A 24,854-nucleotide genomic window follows, 5' to 3' on the forward strand; every position below is an offset into this window, starting at 1 on the left:
TTTTTGTGCTCAGTATTAAATTACAACGTTTATAATCTTACCTTTTACGAAAATAATTTTCTTGGCTGGTTTACCATCCAGGAACTTATTAAAGTGTTCATCAGCAAGTAAAATTGCTTCTACTTCTGGTTGAGACAGGTTTAAGCTGAGGTTTAAATTCATTTTCATTTTTCCATTGATGGAAACAGGATATGCGAACTCATCTTCTACCAGGTGTTCAGGATTGAAAACAGGGAAGGCTGTATAAGATAAAGTTCCGGCTTCATTACCTAGCTGAACCCAAAGTTCCTCGCAAATATGTGGCGCATATGGAGAAAGGATAATGACCATATCCTGTAAAATACTGCGTTTATTGCATTTCAAATCTGTTAGTTCATTCACTGCGATCATAAAGCTCGAAACAGATGTATTGAATGAGAAACGCTCAATATCATCCTGCACTTTTTTAATGATTTTGTGCAGTGCCTTCAATTCTGCCTTAGTTGGTTCCGCGTCAGACACGTTGAATTCCCAGGCTTCGTTGTGGAATAATCGCCAGAATTTACGCAAAAACTTAAACACCCCCTCAATACCATTGGTATTCCATGGTTTGCTTTGCTCCAGCGGCCCTAAAAACATTTCATACATACGAAGGGTATCCGCACCATATCGCTCAATCAAATCATCCGGATTAACCACGTTAAACTTTGATTTCGACATTTTTTCTACCTCAACACCACAAATGTATTTTCCACCCTCAAGAATAAATTCGGCAGTGGCAAACTCTTCTCTCCACGCCTTAAATTTATTAATGTCTAATGTATCGTTTTCAACAATATTTACATCCACGTGTAATGCCGATGTTTTATATTCTTTCCTTAAACCCGCGGAAACATAGGTATTTGTAGGCTTGCCATCGGCATCATTCATTCTATAAACGAAATTACTTCTGCCCTGAATCATTCCCTGATTAATCAGTTTTTTGAAAGGTTCCTCTTCTTTGGTGTATCCCAAATCTTTCAAAAATTTATTCCAGAAACGACTGTATAATAAGTGGCCGGTTGCGTGTTCAGAACCACCAATATACAAATCCACATCTTTCCAATACTCAATAGCTTGTGGAGAAGCAAATTCAGCATTGTTGTTTGCATCCATGTAACGGTACCAGTACCAGCTACTGCCGGCCCAGCCTGGCATGGTGCTAAGCTCGTATGTCCCGCCTTCCTTTGGCGCCCAGTTTTCAGCTCTTGCTAAAGGTGGCTCTCCGGTTTCGGTAGGTAAATATTTATCAATTTCTGGCAGTATCAACGGTAATTCGTCCTCTTTCACCAAATAAGGCAATCCATCTTTAAAGTATACCGGAATGGGCTCTCCCCAGTAACGCTGGCGGCCAAAAATCGCATCCCGCTGACGGAAGTTAACTTTTGCTTTACCCACTTTTTCTACTTCAAGCCAGTTATTCAGAAAATCTACTGCTTCTTTATACGTCAATCCGTTGATGAACCCGGAATTGATGTATCTACCTTCCTTAGTTGGATCAGCCTGTATTTCGATGTCTTTCTGACCGTCCAGAATCTGGATAATCGGCAAATTGAAATGCGTTGCGAACAACCAGTCGCGCTGGTCGCCACTTGGCACACCCATTACCGCACCAGTTCCATATCCCGCAAGCACGTAATCAGCAATCCACAACGGAACCCGCTCACCACTTACCGGGTTAATAACATAGGTACCTGTAAAGGCACCTGAAACGGTTTTGGTATCCGCCATGCGGTCTAATTCCGATTTCTTTTTAGTTTGTGAGATGTAATTGCTGATATCCTGCTTTTGTTCTGATGTAGTCAATTCTGCCACCCATTCGTGCTCAGGTGCCAATACAAGATAGGACACTCCGAAGATTGTATCTACACGGGTAGTGAACACTTCAATTTGTTTGTCGCTTCCTTCTACCTGAAACTTAACTGACGCACCAACACTTTTACCTATCCAGTTGCGCTGCATTTCCTTAATCGGCTCCGGCCAGTCGATGGTATCTAAACCTTGCAAAAGCCTGTCGGAATATGCAGTAATTCTCATGCTCCACTGCATCATTTTCTTCTGTTCAACCGGAAATCCACCACGCTCAGAAAAACCATCCTTTACCTCATCATTTGCCAGTACTGTTCCTAAGGCAGGACACCAGTTTACGGTACTTTCCCGAAGGTAAGTCATCCGGTATTTTAATAATTCTACCTGTTTTTCCTCATCAGAAAAAGTTGCCCAATCACTTGGAAGAAAAGATTTCACATCCTCATCGCAAACAGCCTTAACATCTGCCGTACCAGATGCGTTAAATTTCTCAATTAAGGTGGTAATGTCTTCTGCCCTGTCATTTTCTATATTATACCATGAATTAAATAATTGCATGAAAATCCATTGAGTCCATTTGTAATAAGATGACTCACTGGTACGCACTTCACGGCTCCAGTCGAAAGAAAAACCAATCTGATCCAACTGGCGGCGGTATGTTGCAATGTTAGCCTCGGTAGTAATAGCCGGATGCTGCCCGGTTTGAATAGCATATTGCTCTGCAGGTAAACCGAAGGAATCATATCCCATTGGATGCAGAACGTTGAATCCCTTAAGACGTTTATATCTCGAAAAAATATCGGATGCAATATAACCCAGTGGATGACCAACATGTAAACCTGCGCCTGATGGATAAGGAAACATGTCTAATACATAATATTTTGGTTTTTCAGAATTACTTTCGGCTTTAAATGTTTGATTGTCGGCCCAAAACTTCTGCCACTTTTGCTCTATTTCTTTGAATTGGTAATCCATTGCAGGTTATATTTTTTTAAAGCAGCGAAATTACGGAAATTAAGGGGTTTTAGTGAAACATATAAAAAAAAGCGCCATTGGTCATTAACCAATGGCGTTTGTCAATTATTGAAATAGTAATTTTATTTAGTCAGGTAGTATACCTTTTTAATGCGGTTATTGATGGTTGAGGTAAACTGAAACTGCGTAGTGGTAATGCTGTTTACCGCAGCATAGTTTAGTCCGTCGTTTAGATCCATAGTAAACTGATCCTCATAAGTGATGGTATAAGTACCGATAGTACGATTTCCTTTCAAACTTAATTCCACCTGATCATCGTTATTAGATTTGAAGTCGATATAATCTGCAGTTGATCCATATGTTACAGTTCCATTCAATTTTGTTGGGTCATTAAGTGTTTCAGCAGCGGTGTAGCCTGTGGTTTCGATTTTACTGATCATCCATTTGCCCATCATACGGGCTTTCAATGAAGTTGTATCTTTTTTGCATGAAATAATTGTCGTCGCGACTAAAAAAAGAAGGCTCAGTAATGTAATTCGTTTTTTCATAGTAAATTTTAGTTATAGGATATCATCATTAACGGCGTTTTAACAAATTTCGTACCGTATTTTTACAAAAGACAGATTTTCCAAAACAATTTCCACACTAAACTAATTGTTTACATCTTACGTTAAAGACCATTTAAGCTGGATGATTATTGGAGTTTATCAGGTATAATTTATATTTTCGCAGAAACAAAAATGAAATACATGGAAGAATTTGAGGTAAGTGACGCATCTAAAAAAACCAAAACCGTATATATTTCTACTATTATCAGTATTGCATTGGTTTTGTTAATGCTGGGTCTGCTTGGTTTGGTGCTCGTACACGCCAAAAACCTTTCCAACTATGTGAAGGAAAATATCGTTTTAAATATCATTGTTGATGAGGCCGCGAAAGAAACGGACGTTTTAGCTTTTCAAAAAGAGTTGAATAACAACCCTGCCGTTAAACAAACACAATACGTAAATAAGGAACTTGCAGCAAGAAACCTGACTCAGGATTTAGGCGAAGATTTTGTTAACTTTTTAGGATATAACCCTTTGACATCTACGTTCGATGTGTACCTGAAAGCAGAATATGCGAATAATAAAAGTATCGATGCGCTGAAAGCAAGCATTTCTAAAAATCCTGTTGTTAAGGAAGTGGTTTATCAAAGTTCCCTGATTGACATGGTAAACAAGAACATCAGCACCATCAGCCTGATTATTCTGGCATTTGCAGCGCTACTTTTGATTATATCCATTGCACTGATAAACAACACTATACGCTTAGCCATTTACTCTCAGCGTTTTTTAATTAAAAGTATGCAGCTTGTTGGTGCAACGAAAAATTTTATCCGACGTCCTTTCTTACTGTATGCCGCATTACATGGTTTAATTGCAGCCTTTATTGCGATCATTATTTTGCTGGCTACATTAATTTATGCGCGTAAAGAAGTTCCTGAAATTATTATTCTGAACAACTACAAAGAATTTGGATTTGTATTTATCAGTCTGATCATCATTGGCATTTTTATTACAGGCATCAGTACCTGGTTCGCGGTAAGCAGATATTTACGTTTAAAATCTTATCATCTATACAGATAATGGCATTAGAAAAGAAAACAAGTCCGGTTGCAAAGGACGTTAAAAGTGAATTGGTTTTCACCAAAAAAAACTATCAGTTGTTATTAATCAGCATAGCTATTGTAGCTGTTGGATTCATCCTGATGATGGGCACAACTGGCGATATTTACGATTTTAGAAGAACATTACTGGCGCCCCTGGTGGTCCTTTCCGGTTTTGCCTTTGGAGTTTATGCCATTCTAAAAAAATAATTTTTCCGTAAAGGATTATCTTTGGAAACGCCTGATTTACAACCGGGCGTTTTTGCTATTTACCATCAAAAAATATGAATTATTTTGAAGCGTTAATCCTTGCTATTATCGAGGGCTTAACTGAATTTTTACCAGTGTCAAGCACTGGGCACATGATTATAGGTTCTTCCTTTATGGGCATCGCCAGTGATCCTTTCGTTAAACTTTTTACCGTCGCTATCCAGCTCGGGGCCATCTTATCGGTGGTGGTTTTATATTTTAAAAGATTTTTTAAGACGATAAATTTTTACATCAAACTACTCGTTGCATTTGTTCCTGCAGCAGTTTTCGGATTATTGTTAAGCAAAAAAATTGATGAGCTTTTGGAAAGTCCCTTAGCCGTTGGCGTATCGCTCCTGGTTGGAGGAATTATACTATTATTTGTTGATAAGTGGTTTAACCAACCTACAATAGATGAAGAGGAAAATGTAAGTTACCTGACTGCTCTAAAAATCGGTTTATTTCAATGTATTGCGATGATTCCGGGAGTATCCCGTTCCGGCGCTACCATTGTTGGCGGTATGAGCCAGAAATTAAGCAGAAAGGTGGCTGCCGAATTCTCATTCTTTTTAGCGGTACCAACCATGTTTGCCGCAACTGCAAAAAAGCTTTACGATTTCTATAAGGAAGGTAATACCATTACCCACGAACAGGTTAACCTTTTGGTTATTGGTAATATAGTGGCTTTTGTTGTTGCATTGTTGGCGATTAAAAGCTTTATTGGTTTTCTGAACAAACATGGATTTAAAGCCTTCGGATGGTATAGAATCGCAGCAGGACTAATCATCATCATCTTATTATTAAGCGGCCATAACTTACAAATTATATAATCTGTATCTTTGCACAAAAAAGATTTGTGAGTACAGAAAATTCAAAATTTAAAAATTTCAACTTTGCAGAAGGTGAATTGCTGCTGATTAACAAGCCCTATAAATGGACATCATTTGATGTGGTTGGAAAAATCCGCAATTCGTTAAAGCCTTTAAAACTTAAAGTAGGCCACGCGGGTACGCTTGATCCGCTTGCAACAGGCTTACTCATTATCTGTACAGGAAAGCTCACCAAGCAAATAGATACCTTTCAGGCAGAAGAAAAGGAATATACCGGCACCATGATTTTGGGGGCCACTACCCCATCATTCGATATGGAGACGGAAGTAGATGAAACTTTCGACATCAGCCAGGTTTCAAATGATCAGATCTATGCCGCTACTGCCCAATTTACCGGAGATATTGAACAGTACCCTCCTGCTCATTCTGCGGTAAAAATAAATGGCGAGCGATTATATGTTAAGGCCCGTTTAGGAGAAGAAGTTGAACTTCGTAAACGCTTCGTAACCGTTCCTGAATTTGAAATCACAAGAATTGAACTCCCAGAGATTGATTTCAGAATCGTTTGTAGTAAAGGAACATATATCCGTTCGCTGGTATCAGATTTTGGTAAGGCATTGAATAGTGGTGCATATCTTTCTAAACTGACCAGAACCAGAAGCGGAAACTTTTTGCTCGCTAATTCGTTTGAGGTTTTAGAGCTTGTTAATTATATTCGTAGCAAGAAAGAAGAAGCTAAATCACAAAGTGAAGCATGAACTACCTGAAAAACAAGAACAGCCGTTTAATAAAAGAAATATTTCTTATTGTTTGCGGGGTAACTTCTGCTTGTTTTGGTTTAAAAAGTTTTTTAATGCCCAGTCATTTCATTGATGGCGGTGTTACAGGAATTTCACTTCTGGTAAGTACACTTACAGGCTGGAACCTTTCGTATCTCATAGCGATTATCAATATCCCTTTCGTAATTCTGGGATTCAGGCAAATCGGTAAAGGCTTTGCACTAAGGACTGCGGTAGCCATTGCCGCGCTTTCCGTAGCGTTGGTTATTTTACCCTTTCAACCCATTACCCATGATAAGTTACTCATCGCCTTTTTTGGTGGTTTGTTTTTAGGCGGTGGAATTGGACTGGCGATGCGCGGTGGTTGCGTGATTGATGGAACCGAGGTATTGGCACTGTACATTAGCAAAAACAGTATACTCACCGTGGGTAACATTATCCTGATTTTAAATATCATTATTTTTGCATTTGCTGCGTATTTCCTAAACATCGAAACAGCACTTTATGCCATACTTACTTACCTTTCCGCCTCCTACACCATCGATTTCATTGTAAATGGTATTGAGCAATATACAGGTGTAACCGTCATTTCCGAACATCAGGAAGCCATAAAAGACTTTATCATCAGAGAAATGAAACGGGGAGTTACCATTTACAAAGGCGAAGGTGGCTACGGGGAGAAGAAAGATATCGACATCATATTCACCGTAGTGACCAAACTTGAAATGAGCAAGCTGCAAACTGCTATCAGGCAGATAGATGCAGATGCTTTTGTGATACAACAACAAATTGCTGATTTAAAAGGCGGCGTGGTTAAACGCCACGCATTACATTAATACCCTGTCACTTGAAAATATATAATCATCTTTCAGAATTTTCGAAATTAGAAAACGCCGTTGTTACTATAGGCACCTTCGACGGGGTGCATTTTGGTCACCAGAAAATTATCAAACAGCTTGTAGAAAAAGCTAAACAAGATGGAGGGGAAAGTGTAATCTTAACCTTTTTTCCACACCCCAGAATGATTATCGACCCTGAAAATCAGGATTTGAAAATGATCAACACCATCAATGAAAAAGCTGAAATCTTAAAAGCACTGGGTGTAGATCATCTGATCATCACCCCATTTACACGCGATTTCTCTAATCAACTGCCTGACGACTACATCAGCAATACACTGGTAGAGAACATTGGTACCAGACATATTATTATTGGCTACGATCATCGTTTTGGAAAAGACCGTACGGGAAACCTGTCGGATTTAAAAGCTGCCGGACTTCATTATGGCTTTACTGTGGAAGAAATTATGGAACAGGACATTCACGATGTAGCGGTGAGTTCTACTAAAATAAGAGAAGCGCTTCTGGCTGGCGATGTTGGCTTGGCTTCAGATTATCTGGGTTACCCGTTTTCCATTTTCGGAAGAGTTATTAAAGGTGATAAAATAGGAAGGACAATCGGCTTCCCAACAGCAAACATCTTCGTGGAGGAAACTTATAAACTGATTCCCGGTGATGGTATTTATGCCGTCACTGTAGACATGGACCCTGCGTTTGAAACCGATCAGGAACTGGCACCTGAAAACCATACCACAGATTCCGGTATTCGGACTTATCAAGGGATGGCCTACATCGGTCAGCGACCAACCATAAATGGAATGACACGCAACATCGAGGTCAATATCTTTAATTTTGATCAGGAAATATATGGCCAGGATATCAAAATGAATTTCTTAAAGTTTTTACGTCACGATGTAAAGTTTACCGGATTAGAGGCCCTTACCGTACAGCTTCAAAAAGATAAAGAAGCCACCCTGGAATATTTTCAATCCATTTTATAAACAACTTTATTGGTGTTTTCCCTTTCAAAAAAGCCTTATTTTCGTTATATTGGCGGCAATGAGGCTTTTTTACATCATCATTTTTACTATATTCTCTGTTAGTTTTGCTTGCCATTCTTCGCAGCGGAAAAATGATATTGCCTCTGAAAAAAGTTTCAAAATCAGTTTTATATCCGGCAAAAAACAAACGAAATTTCTTTCAGATTTTGGCCAGGACAGTGAAAGCCTGCAAAGGGATTTTATTTCCAGTCCACTAGTCAAAACCTTTTGCAGCACATTTTTATTGCTGGTATTATTCTACTGTTGCCTACTGAAAATAAGTATCCCCGATAAAAAAGCCAGGATAAACAGGTTAAGGCTTAACTACTGCTGCCTGTTTAAACAACTTTATTTGAAACACATTTTCTGGTAAGTAACAGATGATACCGCAGAGATGCGGGCAATTCTGGATTTCTTTTCATAGCCTAGGCTATACATTTTGTATATTTTACTATTACCAATTTTTCATAAATGCATTTACCTGACTTAATTGCCGATTTAGGGTTAATCCTTGCAGCAGCAGGGATTACCACACTTATATTTAAAAAGATAAAGCAACCCCTGGTTCTGGGCTACATTTTAGCCGGGCTATTGGTTGGCTCCCACCTCAGTTTTTTCCCTTCCGTTACCGATACAAAAAGTATTAACATCTGGGGAGAAATAGGTGTGATTTTCCTTCTTTTCAGTCTGGGGCTGGAGTTTAGTTTCAAAAAACTGGTCAAAGTTGGCGGCTCTGCTTCAATTACAGCAATTGTAAAAGTGGTTTTTATCATCCTTGCTGGTTATCTCGTAGGAAGGGCAATGGGTTGGTCGAGTATGGATAGCCTGTTTTTTGGTGGGATATTATCTATTTCATCGACCATGATTACGATTAAGGCCTTCGAAGAACTTGGTTTGAAACATAAAAAGTTTGCCGGACTTGTTTTTGGGGTTTTGATTGTTGAAGATCTGGTTGCCATTTTAATACTGGTACTCTTTTCAACCCTCGCTGTAAGTCAGCAATCGGCAGGTACAGAGATGCTTTTATCCATCCTGAAGCTGGCATTCTTCCTTGTACTCTGGTTTTTAGGGGGAATATTTTTAATCCCATCCTTCCTGAAAGCGACCAAAAAATTAATGAATGATGAAACCATGCTGGTGGTGTCGCTGGCACTTTGCCTGGTGATGGTTTTGCTGGCAGATAAGGTAGGCTTCTCGCCTGCCCTTGGTGCCTTTATTATGGGTTCTATCCTGGCAGAAACGACGCAAGCAGAACGAATAGAACACCTTACCAAATCGGTAAAGGATTTATTTGCCGCAGTTTTCTTTGTTTCTGTAGGCATGCTGATCGACCCATCGATGCTGGTGAAGTATGCTGTTCCAATTCTTATCTCTACGTTTGTGATCATCGTTGGAAAAATACTGTTTACAATTCTAGGCGCATTACTATCCGGGCAGCCTTTAAAAACATCTGTGCAATCGGGTATGAGTCTGGCTCAGATTGGTGAATTCTCATTCATTATTGCCTCTCTGGGTTTAACGTTAAAAGTTACCAGCGATTTCCTTTATCCCATAGCAGTTGCAGCAGCGGCCATTACTACTTTCACCACGCCATACCTGATTAAGCTATCTGAGCCCTTTTATCAGCTTCTTAAGCGGAAACTACCACAGCGATGGTTAGATGGCATAGAAAGGTACAGTTCAAGTACTGCAGGCATTACAACATTAAGCGACTGGAAAATTCTTTTGCGCTCCTATATTTTCAACACGATTATACACTCCGTCATTATCATTGCCATCATCTTTCTGGCTTACCGGTATGTACAGCCATTCATCGTTAAAAATATTGCCAACAGTCTGACCTCGATTATCATCAGTGTTGTGGTATCATTTATTCTGATGTCTCCATTTTTATGGGCACTGTCTATCCGCAGAATCCAGAGAACGGCCTACTCGCATCTTTGGTTAAACAAAAAGTATACCCGAGGTCCTCTGATTGCCATTGAGGTATTCAGGATTGCGCTGGGAATTTTCTTTGTTGGATTTCTGATGTACGAATTTTTCGATACCTGGGTTGCTGCAGGAATTGCACTGGGCTTAATTGTATTAGGGATGATCATATTTGCCCGGAGACTGCAGTCTTTCTATGATAAGCTGGAAAAGCGGTTCATGCTGAACCTGAATGCCCGCGAAAATCAAAAGCCTGCCATTTTACCCTGGGATACCCACCTGGCAGAATTAACAGTATCGCCTGAATCGGAAGTTGTTGGAATGACACTGGCCAGTTTAATGATCCGGGAAAAGTATGGTGTAAATATTGCGATGATTGAACGTGGGCGAAATAACATTCCTACCCCTGGACGTGATGAGCGATTATATCCCAATGATAAACTTTTGCTAATCGGTGCAGATGACCAGCTGGCCGCTGTAAAATCTATTCTGGAGGTTGATATTCCCGAGACCGAGCAGGAGAAGAGTTTCCCGGACAAGGAGATGACCTTACAAAAAGTGGTAGTTAACACAGAATCTCCCGTTTATGGCCTGAGTATCAGAAATGCAGGGATAAGGGAAAAGGCACAGGCACTGATTGTAGGCATTGAACGCGGAACCGACAAAATCTTAAACCCCTCCTCAGATTTTATATTCGACAATGGAGATGTGATCTGGATTGTAGGAAATAATAAGAAGATAAGGGAGGTGATATAAAGATCCTTCTCATTTTTTATATCTTCGTATACAACCCAAACTATGAAAGTTGACAGAGAAAAGAGTGAGTTTCTTGATGACATGATTGAGCAGTGGCAAAATGACGGCTTAATTAACGAAGAAACAGGCAACAAACTTCGCAAAAGCTATGAAGCCAAAAATTTCGATTGGCTACGTTTGGCGCAGTATGCTTTCTGGGTTGCCCTGGCCTGCGGATTTATAGCATTAGGATCCCTTTTAATAGACAACTCCATTCTGGATTACCTTAAGCGTGTTTACAACACCCCTAATATCGTGATTGCAATTGTTTCCGGTATAATTGCAGGATGGCTATACATTCTGGGATTCCGCAGAAAGAAAAAGCTTTCACATTTGAAGTTTAGTAATGAAGCCATCATTTTTTCTGCAATACTTTTAACCGCAAATGCGATCGCCTATTTTGGAAAAGCCTTTGATAATGGATCCGGAAATTTTTCCATCCTGATCCTTATCTCTGTTTTCATTTATGGTGGGCTAGCCTATGTTTTCAACTCGAGGCTGATCTGGATTTTTGCGCTGATCTCATTGGGTGCCTGGTTTGGGACTGAAACCGGCTACTTAAGCCGCTGGAACTACTATTTCCTGGGTATGAATTACCCGTTAAGATTTGTTGTATTTGGAGCTGTTTTGACAGCAGCATCGTTCGGTATAAAGGTAATTCCTAAAACAAAACACTTCTTTCAGGTCACCTATATTGCCGGAATGGTATACCTCTTCATATCACTGTGGGCGCTATCTGTTTTCGGGAATTTTGCGAGTCTGGAGGAGTGGTACACGGTGAGGCAGCTGAGTTTATTTTACTGGGCATTAATCTCTGCCACTATATGTGTAATCAGCACTGTTTTCGGGTTGAAATACCATGACGATATTGCCCGCGAGTTTGGTATTACATTTTTATTCATCAATCTTTACACTCGTTATTTCGAATATTTTTGGGATAGCTGGCACAAAGCACTGTTCTTTTCTGTTCTGGCTGCCTCGTTTTGGCTAATTGGCCGGAAAGCGGAAAAAATCTGGAACGTAGAGTTTTTAAAGTAATATGAAAATATTTCAACAGGCACTTACATTAAGAGCAAAGAGACGGGGTTTTCACCTCATCACCGACGACATCGAGATAGCGTTACCCCAAATTGAGGAAATTGAAACCGGTATTTGCCAGGTTTTTATCCAGCATACTTCTGCTTCATTAACCATAAATGAAAATGCCGACCCAACGGTTCGGATGGATTTCGAGATGTTTTTTAATAAAACAGTTAAAGAAAACGATCCGGCTTATGAACATGATTATGAAGGATCAGACGATATGCCCGCACATTTAAAATCATCCATTTTAGGAAGTTCAGTAACGATACCTATCCGTGATGGAAGATTGGCACTAGGCACCTGGCAAGGCATATACTTGTGTGAGCATCGTAATAACGGTGGTAACCGCAGACTGATTGTAACTGCCTGGGGCGAATAACAAATTATTTCTCTGCTTCTTTCACGGTTTCTTTAATTTCTGGATGATTATCCTGGATAGATGCGGAACCGGATTCTACTTCAACCTCTTTAGTAACAACGGCATAATGTGAAGGATAAATTTCTGAGCCGTAAGCAACGGCGTAGGCCTTTGTAAACTCAGCTCCAAAGTATAGAATAATCGACGAATAGTAGGTCCATAATAAAACGACTACAAGTGAACCTGTCGCCCCGTAAGTGCCGCCTACATCGCTTTGTCCGATATATATGGATATTGCAAATTTACCAATCATAAAAAGCACTGCAGTAACGATCGCACCCAGGGCAACGTCTTTCCATTTAATGATGGCATCCGGAAGTACTTTAAATATTACCCCAAAAATCAATGATATGACCGCAAGGGTAACCACCTGATTAATGATATAGAAGACAACAACTGAAACCTCTGCGAATCGAAGCTGTAAATTCTTGCTAAATGTATCTAAGACTGCAGTAACAGCTAAGGATACCAGTAATACAAAGCCTAAACTGATGATTACAGAGAAAGAAAGAAACCGGTTTTGAAGCATCTTCACCCATCCGCGCTTAGGCTTTGGTTTTAGGCCCCAGATGGTATTAATCGAGTCCTGAATATCGCCAAAAATCGTAGTAGATCCGATGAGCAGAGTAACTATACCAATGATCAGGGCGATGGTACTTTTATCTTCCAGATAGGCATTTTTAATTAATTCCTGCAGTGAAGTTGCCGACTCCCGCCCTAAAAAACCTTCGAGTTGGGCATATACCTGCCCTTCGGCAATTTCCCTTCCTAAAAAGATACCGCAAAGGGAAATGATCACCACCAGTAGTGGCGCCATAGAAAATACTGTATAATAAGCAAGCGAGCCACTGAGCTTGGTAACCTTATGATCAGAAAAACCTGTAAACGATGCTTTTAATACACCCCAAATTCCCTTAAATGTTATCTTCTGCTTTGCCATATCGATTATTTAGTATCCTTCTTTTAAACCCCTTATAGCTCTAATTGTTTTGGAAGTATCCAGTTTACCTGGTTCGAGGTTCCGTGACAGTTTGTATACACTTTGGTCGCACTTTGGTCGGCTACAATTGTCACAAGCCCGACCAATCCCCGACCAAAGCCCGACTGAACAGTGACTTAACTACGAAATTCACTCGAAATCAAAGGGGGGATATACTAAACGAAAAAGAGGGTGGCCATTTTTTTGGCCACCCTCTTTAACAGGAAATTTATGAATTATTTACCTTTTATCCATGCAGCGACATCATCGACCAAAGTTTCTGAAACGCTTACAGGGAGCTGGTATTGATTTGTAGTACCTTTTACCATTTGCGGGCTGAGGAGGTGATTCAGATCGGGATAAAATTTCAGTTTTACGTTCTTCTTCTGGCTTAATGCCGAATTCCAAAGATCATAGTCTGTTTTACTCACCTGGAAATCATTACCACCCTGAACCACAAAGATCCGTTGTTTTACCAAACCCTTTGCCACGGTAACCTGGTTATATGCATTGAGATCTGCCCAGTATTTTGCAGGCAAGCCCAATATTACAGAATCAGGCTTAATCGTTGTGCCCAGTTGCGAAATTCTGCTTTTATTGATCTCGGTAACGGCAGCAGCAAGTTGTTGCTTCATCACCGCTGTTGTATCACCAGATAACTCAAACATGTATTTATTCTGATCTATGATGATATCAGTCAGCTTTCTTGCAGGCGCGGCAGCTAATATTAATCCTGCAAGGTCAGGAGATGTTAAGGCCATTTTTGGTGCTAGCATTCCACCAAGGCTATGTCCAAAAACAAATATATTCTTAGGATCGGCCCCTACTACAGTTCTTGCCAATGCTATTGCTGCTGTGGCATCGTCAAGAACTTCTTCTTTTACTGTATAAGGCGTAGCAAATTCATTTGGGTAAACCAGCGTACGTTTAACGTACCTGATGGATCCGATGCCTTTAGACGCTAAACCGGCGGCGATATCTTTAAATGGTTTGTTTGCACCCACAGTTTCATCCATATCACCCGGGCCCGAACCGTGCACAAATACCACTATAGGAAAGTTTTTGGTGTTTTTCGGTGAAGTGATAATTGCCGCGAGCTGCCTTTTAGGCGGGCCTATGTAAGTAGACTTTTCTGTATACGAGCTGGTATCTACGTAAGCGGGTTTAATGTAAGCATTGGCTTTTTTCACCTGACCGAGATATATACCGACGATTTTTTGTGCTTTATTAAAACCGAGGATAAAATTCTGATCACCTTTTTCGAAATGCCCTTCAACAGTCACAGCAAAAAATTCACCCTGCGCCTTACTCTGGATGGCATCGAGGGATTCGGCCTTACCAAATTTTTCACCAATATCGCCCCATAGTTTTTTGAGGGCATCTTGAGAAAGCTTGGATTTTAAGGTATCATCAAAAAAGGCGTGTGCTTCGGTATACTTACCATCTTGCAAAAACTTAAAAAAATCGTTTGCGCCATTGAATAGTTGAACTACATTCTGAGAAAATGCAGTGGTTGTAAATAGCAATGCAACTATAATTAAAATACTTTTTTTCATTTAAGGATGTTTGGTTGTTCTTTAAAACCAAAGTTAACATTATTTGCCACTCAAAATATCTTAAATGAACGGTCTTTTTAGTTTTAACTATTTTTAACAATTGAATCGTTTGAGTTTTCAGTCTGCTGATCATCAACTCTGATTGAATACATATACCGGAGCTGTGGTTTCAAAGTTTTATTAAAAAATGAATCTTTCATATAATAAATCCGGATTTTAGCGTTTATGTATATGAGAGCGTTAATTTAGATGACGGGGATGCTGCCAAAAGGCGGAATCCCCGTTTCTTTTTTACATAGAAAAAAAGGATATCTCTTAAAAAATATCCCTTTTTGAATATATGATGGAGGTGCGGATTTTATTTATTTAAGTCCGAAAAGTCTGCTGTCTTTTCTGCTTTATACTGATCAAAGGCGGTAATCTTCTTAGGCTTCAAGATCAGATATAATCCCACGGCTATCAGTGCCACTGCGCCTGTAACTCTTGAGAAATCAAAAAACACCAAATCTTTGAAAGTGAAAATTCCGCCGATAATGGTTAATGCCAGCCAACCGCTTCCCTGAAAGTTTTTGCGGTAGCCTAACCAGATTCCTGCGCCTAACATAATCGTATGCCAGCTTAAAATCCAGTGAGGGATCGCTAATCCTGAATTTCTCAATAAGAATACGGAGCCGATGACTACGATTAAAATACCTAAACCTAATTGTTTATCTGACTGATTGTTTTTGATGAAATTTTCCATGACCGTTTGTTTTTATATTCAAATGTATCACGAAAACAAAGGCTAAAGAATGGTTCTTCCCTGAGTAACTTTATTTTATCGGTGAGTGAATTGATTTCACCGGTGAAAGATTCAAAGATTCAATGCTATCATTCAAAAATAATGATGTCGTTACCCTGGCTCATGATTACTTTAGACGTAATCCCAACGAACAGTCCACTCGTTAGCACACCATTAATCTGGTTTAAAGAAAAATTTAACTCGCCAGGGTTTTCAATCAGTCCAAAGTCTGCATCAATAATATAATTTCCATTATCGGTAATGTATTGTTTCGATTCTGCTTTTCGTAAAACACCTTTTCCGCCAAGTTTTGAAATTTCATTGTAAACGTACTGATAAGCGAGTGGGATCACTTCCACTGGTACGGTGAATGCGCCTAGTTTTTTCACTTTCTTGGAAGCATCGGTAACGATAATGGTGTTTTTACTGAGGGTAGCCATAATCTTTTCCCGAAACAAAGCTCCTCCTCCACCTTTTATCAGATCTAGAGATTCTGTGAACTCATCTGCCCCATCGATACTAATGTCAATTAAACTTAAGCTTCCCGGATCGAGAACTTCAATCCCGAATGACTTTGCCAACTGTTCTGTGCGGACCGAACTGGCTACGGCTTTAATTTTTAGACCTTCCCTTACCTTTTTTCCGAGTTGCTCAATTGCAATGGTAGCGGTAGACCCGGTGCCCAGGCCAACAATATCGCCATCATTAACGAATTTTACCGCAGCGAGTGCGGCAGCTAATTTTTCAGCATTTTGAAGGGTTAGATCTATTGAAGCCATAAAGTAAAATTAAAGCTAAAATAAGTGAAGAGCGAATGATCATCAGAAAAAAAGAAAAAAATAACCAGCAGCACAATAATTAGGTTTTACAGCGTTTATGTTTATGAGAGCGTTAATTTAGATGATGGGGATTCTGCAATAGTGGAATCCCCATTTCTTTTTAAGGTTGATTAGAATTTACCTGTTAAGCTTACTCCATAGGTCTTTGGATTCCCTAAGTGAGCTGCTCCAAAATCATATGCATAGTCGATATATGTTTTGTTGGCAAGGTTTCTTCCCCAGAGAAATAAATCAAATCTTTTTTGAGTTAAACCAATTTTAGCATTATACACGTTAAAGCCTTTTTGCTGAATTTGGTTACTTAAATCAAAAAACTGATTTCCGGTAAATAACCATTCACCCCGGGCAAGGACATTTAACCCTGAGCTTTGATCGACCTTATGACTGTACTGCAAAGCGAGCATCGAGGTTGTTTGAGGCGTGTAAATCTGTCTTTTACCATTTAATCCAATGGTTTCCGTTCCATTGTCTGTTGATGAAGTTTTGTATTTGGCGTGTGTGTATCCGAAATTATAGTCGACACTCAAACCTTTTACCGGGATGGCAGCAAGTTCAAATTCCAAACCTTTACTGCTTAATTTGCCTGCATTTCGTGTACTGGTTAATGCATCTGGCAATACCAAAACCGGGACCTGTGCATCTGTAATATTCACGTAAAATGCGGCGAAATTCACACTTAAACGCTGGTTTAAAAAGGTGTTTTTTGAACCTATTTCAAAGTTGTTACTATACTCTGGCTTGTAAGCATCGAGCGGCTTAGCTGTAGGATCGGAAGCTAGCTGGGTAATCCCTCCGGCCTTATAACCACGGCTATAAGATGCATAAACACCGTTCTCATCAGCAAGTTTATAGGCTAAGCTTATCTTTGGCGACAGGGCATTAAAATTAGCTTTCCCGATAGTATCAGCCTGTGTAATTATTGGTTCGTAGCCAGGAATAAGATACTCACCACTTGCACTGACTTGCTTGTGTTCATAATCGTACCTCAATCCGGCGGTTGCTTCCAGACGATCAGTGATGGCATAAGAAAGCTGACCAAAAGCAGCCCATCCCAAACCCTTTCCATTGTTCACATTTACGGCTGTTGTATTGGGTACTGCGCCATACAAATCGCCGTTGGCACCGAAATAAGTACCTTGCTTAACCGGATTTTTCTGATAGAAGCTGTATAAACCTGCAAGCCATTTAAGTTTAGATAACCGGTTTGCCGGTGAACTGAATTTAATTTCCTGAGTAAAAACCTGGACTTTATTCCAGTTGTTCCCATAATTGTTTACAATGGAAACCATATCCAGGGGTGAAAAATCACCGTCGATAGGTTGTTTATAATAGCGATAATTTGACTGGTAGGCGGTTTGAAAGGTGAAGTTGAAATCGTTGCCTGAATAATTTCCGGATAAAGATGCATTGAACAAGTTGTCGGCCATCTCGGCTACCGAATTCTGATTCAGTTTAAAAGGATTATTTAGAGCTTCCTCAACTGAACCAGCCAAAGGAAAGGTTCCGTTGTTTCTGTTTTCATTATGCTTCACATTTAGCGTTAGTGCAAAGTTAGCTGTTGCTAAGAACTTCAGGTAATAATTGCCAAGATATCCCTTAAGCTTATCAAAGCTACTGTTATTAAATTCATTGGTATAAAAACCATCCTGTTTGTTGAACAGGCCGGCAGCACCAAAAAACAGTTTATTTTTAACCAGTGCTGTTCGGATACCAGCACTATAGCGTTGCTGACCAAAATTACCTATATCAACGCCTGCGAAACCTGTGGTGGAATTTTCTGGTTGTTTCGTAATGATGTTAATTACCCCTCCCATTGCATTTCTGCCATACAGTGTTCCCTGCGGGCCACGTAAAACTTCAATACGTTCTATATCGAATAAGGATGCGATGTAAGTATCCAACCCGAATTGATTTACGCCATCTATATATGTGGCTACTGCCGGATCATAAGATGTGGTACCTATCCCGCGAATACTGGTTACATTTCTGCCGTCTCCAGGATTACTGCTATATAGGTTGGGAACGACTGTTGCCAGGTCCTTTAAATTTTGAATACGGAAATCGTTAACTTTTGATGCTGAAAAAGCCGTTATAGCTATTGGTATCTCCAGTAAACGCTCCTCCCTTTTTTGTGCCGTAACTGTTACATCATCCAAAGAATTGTTTTTATTCTTTAACGTAATGTGGATTTTATCACCGCCTGCAAGCACTTTAATTTCTGTGGCAAAACCCATGGCGGATACCATAAGGCTTATTTTTCCCTGCCTCACATTTTTTATCTCGAAATATCCTTCCTCATCTGTTTTGGTTACCAGATTGGTATTTAACACCTGTACTGTTGCACCGGCAATTACTGTATTTTCATTTGCTTTAACTGTTCCTGAAATGTTGTTCTGCTGTGCATGCAAAGCAAAAGTGGCTAACAGGAAAAAGCTGATCAGCAGTGTAAGTTTCTTCATTTATAGATTATAATTTATGTAAATAAAGCGGCTGGTGCTGCCACCAGCCGCTTTAACTAGTAGCCTTATTTATTCAGTGAGTTGATCCAGGCTGCAATTTTCAGTGCTTCGGCTTTGGTAACCTGAGGCATTGGTGGCATTTCGGTTGAATAGCCAGGCCAGTTTTGAGGCTGTGGGTTATGAATAAGCTGGAAAATTTTTTCGGCTGAATATTTACGTTTTGCGATTTCAACAAACGGCGGACCGATCTGTCGTTTTGTTTGGTTGTGGCAGGCCAGGCAGGTATTTTTGGTTAACAAACCTTCCACTTCTTTAAATGTAGGGACTTTAGCGGGAATTGCAGCAGCGGGTTTGGCTGCTGCTGGGGCTCCTTTTGATTCAGGCATTTTACCAGCCCCTGCTTTTGGTATAGCCGTTTTTTTAACTGGTGTTGCCGCCGCAACTTCAGAATTTCTCCTGCTTACTTCGCTTAATGATAGTTTATTTCCATCCGGAATCTGATTCAGGGTGTAATAAGCTACCGGATGAATCAAAGAATAAAATCCTTGCTGCGATCTGATTCCATCGAGCGTTAGCGTATGGATATAATACTGACGCAGATTGGGAACAATAATCCTGGCTCTTAAACCATCGGCAGAAACCTTAACCCCTGATATTTTTAATTTTTCTGTATTTACAGGAGGTGAGCCATAAACAGGCTGATATTTATAGATGAAGCTTTCTGCATTGTATGATGCCAGGTCTTCAGCTGATTTACGGTCGACCGGCATGGTAAATTCAATTTCAAAACCATCAGGCATTGCCCTTACGGCTTTCATTTCGAAAGGTGTTTTGTTATTGTAGACTAACCTTTCCAAACCTTCATTTGCATCTCCTGCTGATCCCCAGCCACGATTGGTTTCACCCACAAATAAAGAACCATCTGTTCCCCAGGCCAACCTCAGTACACCTGAACGGAAACCCTTGCGGAAGAGGAAGGCTGCCCCTTGTTCTTCGCCTTTGACCGTTTCCATGAAAATCCTCGAAATGATACTCATTCCCTGATCACCAACTAAAATCTGGCCTTCAAACGGGCCGAAGGTATTGACTGGAATTTTAACAGGTTCTGCGGAAGATATTCCGAGAATACCATAAGGCAACCAAACTGATGGCAATCTTAACTCCGGAAAGGTTTTTTTCATATCGAACAGCGTTTTAAAAGTTTCGTCCACCCTGTTCTCTGGTTTAATATACCTGCCTTCATCATTTTTTATCCTTCTCTCGTCCATTTTCGAATAAAAGAAATCTGATTGAAGTTTGACGGGAGAGTTAGGCATGTTCGTCCACCTTAAACTCGCCGGATGGCCCATAAAATCGCCTTTATTCACTTTCCATAAACCCCCTGAGCCTACCCAATCGCCCTGATTTTCGGTGAAGTAAAACTGTCCGTCTATTGTTCCAATTCCTGCAGGCGAACGAAATCCCGCAGCATAAGGGATCATTTTACCATCTTCGGTAATATTCATTGCCCACCCGCGCATGGGTACGCGACTTTCTGCACGCCACCATTCTTCATCGCCAAAAGCTACGTTGCCGGTTACCATAAATGTCCCGTCGGGCATTAATTTGGGGCCAAAGCTATATTCGTGATAGTGACCGCTCAAAGGCCAGGCGTAAACTGTTTCATAAACGTCGGCTTTGCCATCCTGATCTTTGTCGGTTAGTTTGGTTAATTCGCCACGTTGGGCAACATAAAGTGCGCCGTTTTTGTACGCGATACCCAAAATTTCATGCAGGCCATAGGCAAACCTGCGCCAGTAAGGCCTGGCGCTTGTAGGATTTTCAACAATAAAAACCTCACCTCTTCTGGTGGAGATGGCCAGATCGCCATTTGGCATGGTCACCAGTCCGCCCACTTCTAATATCGGGCCTTCGGGCACGCGTACTTTATTTATCCTGAAAAAGTCTTCTTCTTTCGGTGTTTCCTGTGCAAAAACTGCAGAAAAGCTAAAACCTAACGCCAGTATTGCTAATTTTTTTAATGTGTTTCTCATCGTTAATATAATTAAAACAAAATGGTATAGTGTAAAGTATCATCTAAGGCAACCAAAAGCTGCCATTGCCCATCAACCTCTCTCACCAAAGGTTTAGGCGTCCCATCGGCAAGTTTTACATAATAGGATTTATCACGTATCAGATATAACCCTTTGGAAACTTCTTCCAGATTTGGAGCACTTGCCAGTAAAAAATAAAGATCTTTTGAAGGTTTGTCTAAGGTAATTGTTCTGGTTAATCCCTGTCCGCTTTCCATTATCTTAATGGCGTCTGTCACTTTCGCACCATAAATCTGATATTTGAATTCGGGGCGATCCTGTTTATCCACAATGTACCCCTTTGTTTTGAAATCTGTTCCTGCTGTATCAGCTAGCCATTTATTCTGGCCGGTTATCAATTTTCCGATTGCCAACACCGGTTTTGCTGTAAAAGGAGTTACACTACCTAACGGGCGTGAAGTACCGTTACCGCGACCATCCCACATTGGCGTCGCATCAATAAAATCTCCATGCCAGCCTTGCAATAGCGTTCCGTTGTCGAAATCATAGCTGAAACCTATTTTCTCAGGTCCGCCTACTGATATGGCATGTACAGAACGAACGCCGGGGGCTACATCAACGAAACTCCTGATCATATTATTGCTGTTTGCATCGATGTAGATTGGATCTGCCCCACCATTTTGTGCGGGCTTCGGAACTTCTGTAAGTGGGGTAATGCTGATGTTCCTGAACGCTACCGATCCATGGTCGCCCTGTAAACGTAAGGGGCCTTTCGCTTTTTCGGCACTTGCCGCACCCCTTGTAGGTCCGAATAGTTCTACATTTTCATGGATAGTAACACCATTTAGCATGATACTTACCATACGGGCATTGTCTGTTTTGTTTCCTGATGCATCGAATTTCGGTGCCTGAAAAACAATTTTGATGTGTTGCCATAATCCCGGAGCTTTACTTACATTTTGCCGGGGAGCAATACCTCCAAAGCCTTTTTCATTTTCGGGTTTTGAATCGTCCCAACGCTGATAAATACCTCCATTATTGGATGAGCTTGCGCTTCTTAATCCCCATGCATCGTCAATTTGTATTTCATAGTTCCCCTGTAAGTAGATACCGGAGTTTGTTCCTTTTGCCGTAAGATAGTCTAGTTCAACTGAAACATCTCCATATTCAGAAAGGGTATATAAGTCGGAACCTGCTTTTTTAGCAGTGGATTGATTGACTAGAATACCGGTTCCTTTAGCTGTTTTTAAAACATTTTCTACGTTGAGATCTGCCATGACATTCGCAGCCAGCGACCACGAATTTGCAGGGTTTTTAAAAGCAGAAAGATCAGTTAGATTAATTTGTTGGCCGTGGGCCAGCAAGGCTCCGCTTAGCCAAAGTATGGCCGCAAAACCCGCCTTTAAAGCGTTAGGTTTCATATTTGGTTTTTTGTTTGGCCGGTTAAGCCTGTATTTTTTATTACCGGTTGAGCATTTTTTGCCCAACCGGTAAATAGTAATTATTTTTCAGTTGATAACGAGTAAGGGAAATCAACAGGGTTTGAACCTCTGGTTTTGTTTGGCATTGCACTCATGTTAAAGTTTAATACCGCACCTTTTTGTAAACCGCTATGGCTGATCCAGTTTTTAGAATACGGTTTCCCATTCATTGACAATGACTGCACGTAACGGTTGTTATCGCTATTAGCAGGAGCATTGATGGCAACGGTTTTACCATTTTCCAGAGTAATGGTTACCTTTTTAAATAATGGCGCACCCAGTACGTATTGATCTACTGCCGGTGTAACCGGGTAGAATCCCATTGCTGAAAATACATACCATGCTGAGGTTTGTCCATTATCTTCATCACCACAATAGCCATCAGGTGTTGCTTTATACATCCTGTTCATGGTTTCCCTTACCCAATATTGAGTTTTATAAGGTGCGCCACCATAGTTATATAAATAAATCATGTGTTGAATAGGCTGATTTCCATGGGCATACTGACCCATATTGGCAATTTGCATTTCACGAATTTCATGAATTACGCCGCCATAAGCACTTTCATCAAATACCGGAGGCATAGAGAATACTGAATCCAGTTTGGTTACAAACTTATCATGTCCCCCCATTAATTTTGCTAAACCATCTACATCCTGAAATACTGACCAGGTATAGTGCCAGCTGTTACCTTCAGTAAACGCTCCACCCCATTTAAATGGACTAAACGGACTTTGAAAGGTACCATCCTGATTTTTACCACGCATTAAACCAGATGCCGGATCGAAAAGATTTTTATAATTCATGGCTCTTTTCTTGTAGATATCGATTTCTGACGCTGGTTTACCTAAGGCCCTGCCTAACTGGTAAATGGTAAAATCATCATATGAATATTCTAAAGTTTTGGCAGCATTTTCGTTTTTCTTTACATCAAACGGAACATAACCCAGTTCATTGTAGTATTTAACGCCATCACGTCCAACTGCTTCCATCGGACCTTCGTTGTTGGCTCCATGTTTCAAAGCTTCCCATAAAGTCTGGATATCGTAACCACGCATTCCTTTAATGTAGGCATCAGATACTACCGAAGCGGAATTGTTACCCACCATAATATTAGCATAACCCGGGCTGCTCCACTCTGGTAACCAACCTCCTTCTTTATAGTCATTGATTAAGCCTTGCTGCATTTCTTTGTTTATTGAAGGATAAACTAAGTTCAGGAAAGGATAAAGTGCTCTGAAAGTATCCCAGAAACCTGTTCCTGCAAACATGTAACCTGGTAAAACCTGTCCGTTATATGGGCTGTAGTGAACGACCTGATTTTGCGCATCCAACTCATACAGTTTATTTGGGAAAAACAGCGTGCGGTACAAGCAAGAATAGAAAGTGCGGGTTTGATCAATAGATCCGCCTTCAACTGCAATTTTGCTCAGGGTTTTGTTCCAAACCGCTCTGCCTTTAGCTTTTGTTGCATCGAAGCCATCGTTGGCTAACTCTCTTTTTAAGTTAAGGTCGGCCTGTTCGAAACTGATGAATGAGGAAGCTACTTTAGCCACTACCTGTTCGCCCTTTTGTGTGGCAAAACCAATTACAGCACCGGTATGGTCAGCAGTAAGTTCCAGTTCATTGTCGTTAAGTTTTTTATCATCCCATGTTTTAGCCAGCTTGAAATCTTTGTTGAAATAGATAACAAAATAATTCTTGAAATTTTTAGGGAGTGGTCCGCGGGCATATTTTGAAGTATATCCGATGATCTTCCTCTCCGCAGGGATTATTTTAATATATGAGCCTCTGTTCTGAGCATCTACAACTACAAAAGAGCTATCTGTTTTTGGAAAGGTAAACCTAAACTGAGCTGCACGTTCTGTAGGCGTGATTTCAGTAGTCACATCAGCATCTGCCAGGTATACACTATAGTAATATGGCTTGGAAACTTCTGCTTTATGGCTAAACCAGCTTGCGCGGTTTTCGTCCTTATATCTCAGTTTACCTGTAACGGGCATGATTGAAAAAGCGCCATAGTCATTCATCCATGGGGATGGCTGGTGCGTTTGCTTAAAACCACGGATTTTGTCGGCATCATAAACATATGCCCATCCATCGCCGTTTTTACCTGTTTGTGGCGACCACATGTTCATTCCCCATGGCAAACCAATTGCCGGGTAAGTATTTCCATTTGAAAGATCTGGCTTGGATTGCGTTCCCATCAGGGGGTTTATCCAGTCGACCGGATCGGTGATTTTGCCTACTGTTTGTGCAAAGCTGGTTGAGGCTGCAACACTCAATAGGGCGATAAATAGTTTTTTCATTTGTG

General features: G+C 40.5%; 19 protein-coding genes. 9 read left to right on the forward strand and 10 right to left on the reverse strand.

Annotated elements, in window-relative coordinates; all coding sequences use genetic code 11:
* Positions 1-15: 15 nt before the first annotated feature.
* Positions 16-2,802 (reverse strand): leucine--tRNA ligase, encoded by a 2,787-nt coding sequence (gene leuS / locus AC570I_RS10465; RefSeq protein WP_497405407.1) that lies wholly within the window; start codon positions 2,800-2,802, stop codon positions 16-18.
* A 122-nt stretch (positions 2,803-2,924) separates the two neighbouring features.
* Entirely contained in the window at positions 2,925-3,350 is a 426-nt protein-coding gene (locus tag AC570I_RS10470; protein WP_047798682.1) for a lipocalin family protein, read from the reverse strand.
* Positions 3,351-3,551: 201 nt separating this feature from the next.
* On the opposite strand from AC570I_RS10470, the gene AC570I_RS10475 reads away from it, so the two are divergent.
* The 9 genes from AC570I_RS10475 (at position 3,552) to AC570I_RS10515 (ending at position 12,373) form a co-directional block, all read left to right on the forward strand.
* Positions 3,552-4,430 (forward strand): cell division protein FtsX, encoded by an 879-nt coding sequence (locus tag AC570I_RS10475; protein WP_497405408.1) that lies wholly within the window; start codon positions 3,552-3,554, stop codon positions 4,428-4,430.
* Complete coding sequence (locus tag AC570I_RS10480) at positions 4,430-4,660, forward strand: DUF3098 domain-containing protein (protein ID WP_316799977.1); 231 nt, start codon at positions 4,430-4,432, stop codon at positions 4,658-4,660. Before AC570I_RS10475 ends, AC570I_RS10480 begins: the two co-directional genes overlap by 1 nt.
* 74 nt (positions 4,661-4,734) lie before the next feature.
* Complete coding sequence (locus AC570I_RS10485; protein ID WP_497405409.1) at positions 4,735-5,529, forward strand: undecaprenyl-diphosphate phosphatase; 795 nt, start codon at positions 4,735-4,737, stop codon at positions 5,527-5,529.
* 26 nt (positions 5,530-5,555) lie between these two features.
* Positions 5,556-6,287, forward strand: coding sequence for a tRNA pseudouridine(55) synthase TruB (truB, locus tag AC570I_RS10490; RefSeq protein ID WP_497405410.1), 732 nt, complete (start codon positions 5,556-5,558; stop codon positions 6,285-6,287).
* On the forward strand, positions 6,284-7,144 hold the full coding sequence (locus tag AC570I_RS10495; protein ID WP_047798686.1) for a YitT family protein: 861 nt from the start codon (positions 6,284-6,286) through the stop codon (positions 7,142-7,144). Before truB ends, AC570I_RS10495 begins: the two co-directional genes overlap by 4 nt.
* 11 nt (positions 7,145-7,155) lie before the next feature.
* Entirely contained in the window at positions 7,156-8,148 is a 993-nt protein-coding gene (locus tag AC570I_RS10500) for a bifunctional riboflavin kinase/FAD synthetase (protein WP_497405411.1), read from the forward strand.
* Between the two features lie 510 nt (positions 8,149-8,658).
* On the forward strand, positions 8,659-10,872 hold the full coding sequence (locus AC570I_RS10505) for a monovalent cation:proton antiporter family protein (protein ID WP_497405412.1): 2,214 nt from the start codon (positions 8,659-8,661) through the stop codon (positions 10,870-10,872).
* A 42-nt stretch (positions 10,873-10,914) separates the two neighbouring features.
* On the forward strand, positions 10,915-11,949 hold the full coding sequence (locus AC570I_RS10510) for a DUF2157 domain-containing protein (protein ID WP_497405413.1): 1,035 nt from the start codon (positions 10,915-10,917) through the stop codon (positions 11,947-11,949).
* 1 nt (position 11,950) lies between these two features.
* Positions 11,951-12,373 carry a secondary thiamine-phosphate synthase enzyme YjbQ gene (locus AC570I_RS10515; RefSeq protein ID WP_497405414.1) on the forward strand — a complete coding sequence of 141 codons (423 nt, stop codon included), beginning with the start codon at positions 11,951-11,953 and terminating at the stop codon, positions 12,371-12,373.
* 4 nt (positions 12,374-12,377) lie between these two features.
* Here the strand turns inward: AC570I_RS10515 and AC570I_RS10520 are convergent, their stop codons facing one another.
* The 8 genes from AC570I_RS10520 to AC570I_RS10555 form a co-directional block, all read right to left on the reverse strand.
* Positions 12,378-13,352 (reverse strand): YihY/virulence factor BrkB family protein, encoded by a 975-nt coding sequence (locus tag AC570I_RS10520; RefSeq protein WP_497405415.1) that lies wholly within the window; start codon positions 13,350-13,352, stop codon positions 12,378-12,380.
* Positions 13,353-13,627: 275 nt separating this feature from the next.
* Positions 13,628-14,947: an alpha/beta hydrolase gene (locus AC570I_RS10525; protein ID WP_047798693.1), complete on the reverse strand. Its 1,320-nt coding sequence runs from the start codon at positions 14,945-14,947 to the stop codon at positions 13,628-13,630.
* Positions 14,948-15,305: 358 nt separating this feature from the next.
* A complete protein-coding gene (locus AC570I_RS10530) occupies positions 15,306-15,689 on the reverse strand; it encodes a LiaF transmembrane domain-containing protein (protein WP_047798694.1) in 384 nt (127 codons plus the stop codon).
* A 128-nt stretch (positions 15,690-15,817) separates the two neighbouring features.
* Positions 15,818-16,507 (reverse strand): ribose-5-phosphate isomerase RpiA, encoded by a 690-nt coding sequence (gene rpiA, locus AC570I_RS10535; RefSeq protein WP_497405416.1) that lies wholly within the window; start codon positions 16,505-16,507, stop codon positions 15,818-15,820.
* 170 nt (positions 16,508-16,677) lie between these two features.
* On the reverse strand, positions 16,678-19,026 hold the full coding sequence (locus tag AC570I_RS10540) for a TonB-dependent receptor (protein ID WP_497405417.1): 2,349 nt from the start codon (positions 19,024-19,026) through the stop codon (positions 16,678-16,680).
* A gap of 65 nt (positions 19,027-19,091) precedes the next feature.
* Positions 19,092-21,059, reverse strand: coding sequence for a hypothetical protein (locus AC570I_RS10545; RefSeq protein ID WP_497405418.1), 1,968 nt, complete (start codon positions 21,057-21,059; stop codon positions 19,092-19,094).
* An 11-nt stretch (positions 21,060-21,070) separates the two neighbouring features.
* Positions 21,071-22,480, reverse strand: coding sequence for a 3-keto-disaccharide hydrolase (locus AC570I_RS10550; protein ID WP_497405419.1), 1,410 nt, complete (start codon positions 22,478-22,480; stop codon positions 21,071-21,073).
* A gap of 80 nt (positions 22,481-22,560) precedes the next feature.
* The gene (locus AC570I_RS10555; RefSeq protein ID WP_047798699.1) at positions 22,561-24,849 is read right to left on the reverse strand and encodes a GH92 family glycosyl hydrolase; all 2,289 of its coding nucleotides are present in this window, start codon (positions 24,847-24,849) and stop codon (positions 22,561-22,563) included.
* Positions 24,850-24,854 lie beyond the last annotated feature (5 nt).

It is taken from the genome of Pedobacter sp. A2324 (assembly GCF_059693705.1).

Excerpts from the sequence above, each read along its gene's own strand:
- leuS (WP_497405407.1), bottom strand. The coding sequence starts at position 2,802 with ATGGATTACCAATTCAAAGAAATAGAGCAAAAGTGGCAGAAGTTTTGG.
- AC570I_RS10470 (WP_047798682.1), bottom strand. The coding sequence starts at position 3,350 with ATGAAAAAACGAATTACATTACTGAGCCTTCTTTTTTTAGTCGCGACG.
- AC570I_RS10475 (WP_497405408.1), top strand. The coding sequence starts at position 3,552 with ATGGAAGAATTTGAGGTAAGTGACGCATCTAAAAAAACCAAAACCGTA.
- AC570I_RS10480 (WP_316799977.1), top strand. The coding sequence starts at position 4,430 with ATGGCATTAGAAAAGAAAACAAGTCCGGTTGCAAAGGACGTTAAAAGT.
- AC570I_RS10485 (WP_497405409.1), top strand. The coding sequence starts at position 4,735 with ATGAATTATTTTGAAGCGTTAATCCTTGCTATTATCGAGGGCTTAACT.
- AC570I_RS10495 (WP_047798686.1), top strand. The coding sequence starts at position 6,284 with ATGAACTACCTGAAAAACAAGAACAGCCGTTTAATAAAAGAAATATTT.
- AC570I_RS10505 (WP_497405412.1), top strand. The coding sequence starts at position 8,659 with ATGCATTTACCTGACTTAATTGCCGATTTAGGGTTAATCCTTGCAGCA.
- AC570I_RS10510 (WP_497405413.1), top strand. The coding sequence starts at position 10,915 with ATGAAAGTTGACAGAGAAAAGAGTGAGTTTCTTGATGACATGATTGAG.
- AC570I_RS10515 (WP_497405414.1), top strand. The coding sequence starts at position 11,951 with ATGAAAATATTTCAACAGGCACTTACATTAAGAGCAAAGAGACGGGGT.
- AC570I_RS10520 (WP_497405415.1), bottom strand. The coding sequence starts at position 13,352 with ATGGCAAAGCAGAAGATAACATTTAAGGGAATTTGGGGTGTATTAAAA.
- AC570I_RS10525 (WP_047798693.1), bottom strand. The coding sequence starts at position 14,947 with ATGAAAAAAAGTATTTTAATTATAGTTGCATTGCTATTTACAACCACT.
- AC570I_RS10530 (WP_047798694.1), bottom strand. The coding sequence starts at position 15,689 with ATGGAAAATTTCATCAAAAACAATCAGTCAGATAAACAATTAGGTTTA.
- rpiA (WP_497405416.1), bottom strand. The coding sequence starts at position 16,507 with ATGGCTTCAATAGATCTAACCCTTCAAAATGCTGAAAAATTAGCTGCC.
- AC570I_RS10540 (WP_497405417.1), bottom strand. The coding sequence starts at position 19,026 with ATGAAGAAACTTACACTGCTGATCAGCTTTTTCCTGTTAGCCACTTTT.
- AC570I_RS10545 (WP_497405418.1), bottom strand. The coding sequence starts at position 21,059 with ATGAGAAACACATTAAAAAAATTAGCAATACTGGCGTTAGGTTTTAGC.
- AC570I_RS10550 (WP_497405419.1), bottom strand. The coding sequence starts at position 22,480 with ATGAAACCTAACGCTTTAAAGGCGGGTTTTGCGGCCATACTTTGGCTA.
- AC570I_RS10555 (WP_047798699.1), bottom strand. The coding sequence starts at position 24,849 with ATGAAAAAACTATTTATCGCCCTATTGAGTGTTGCAGCCTCAACCAGC.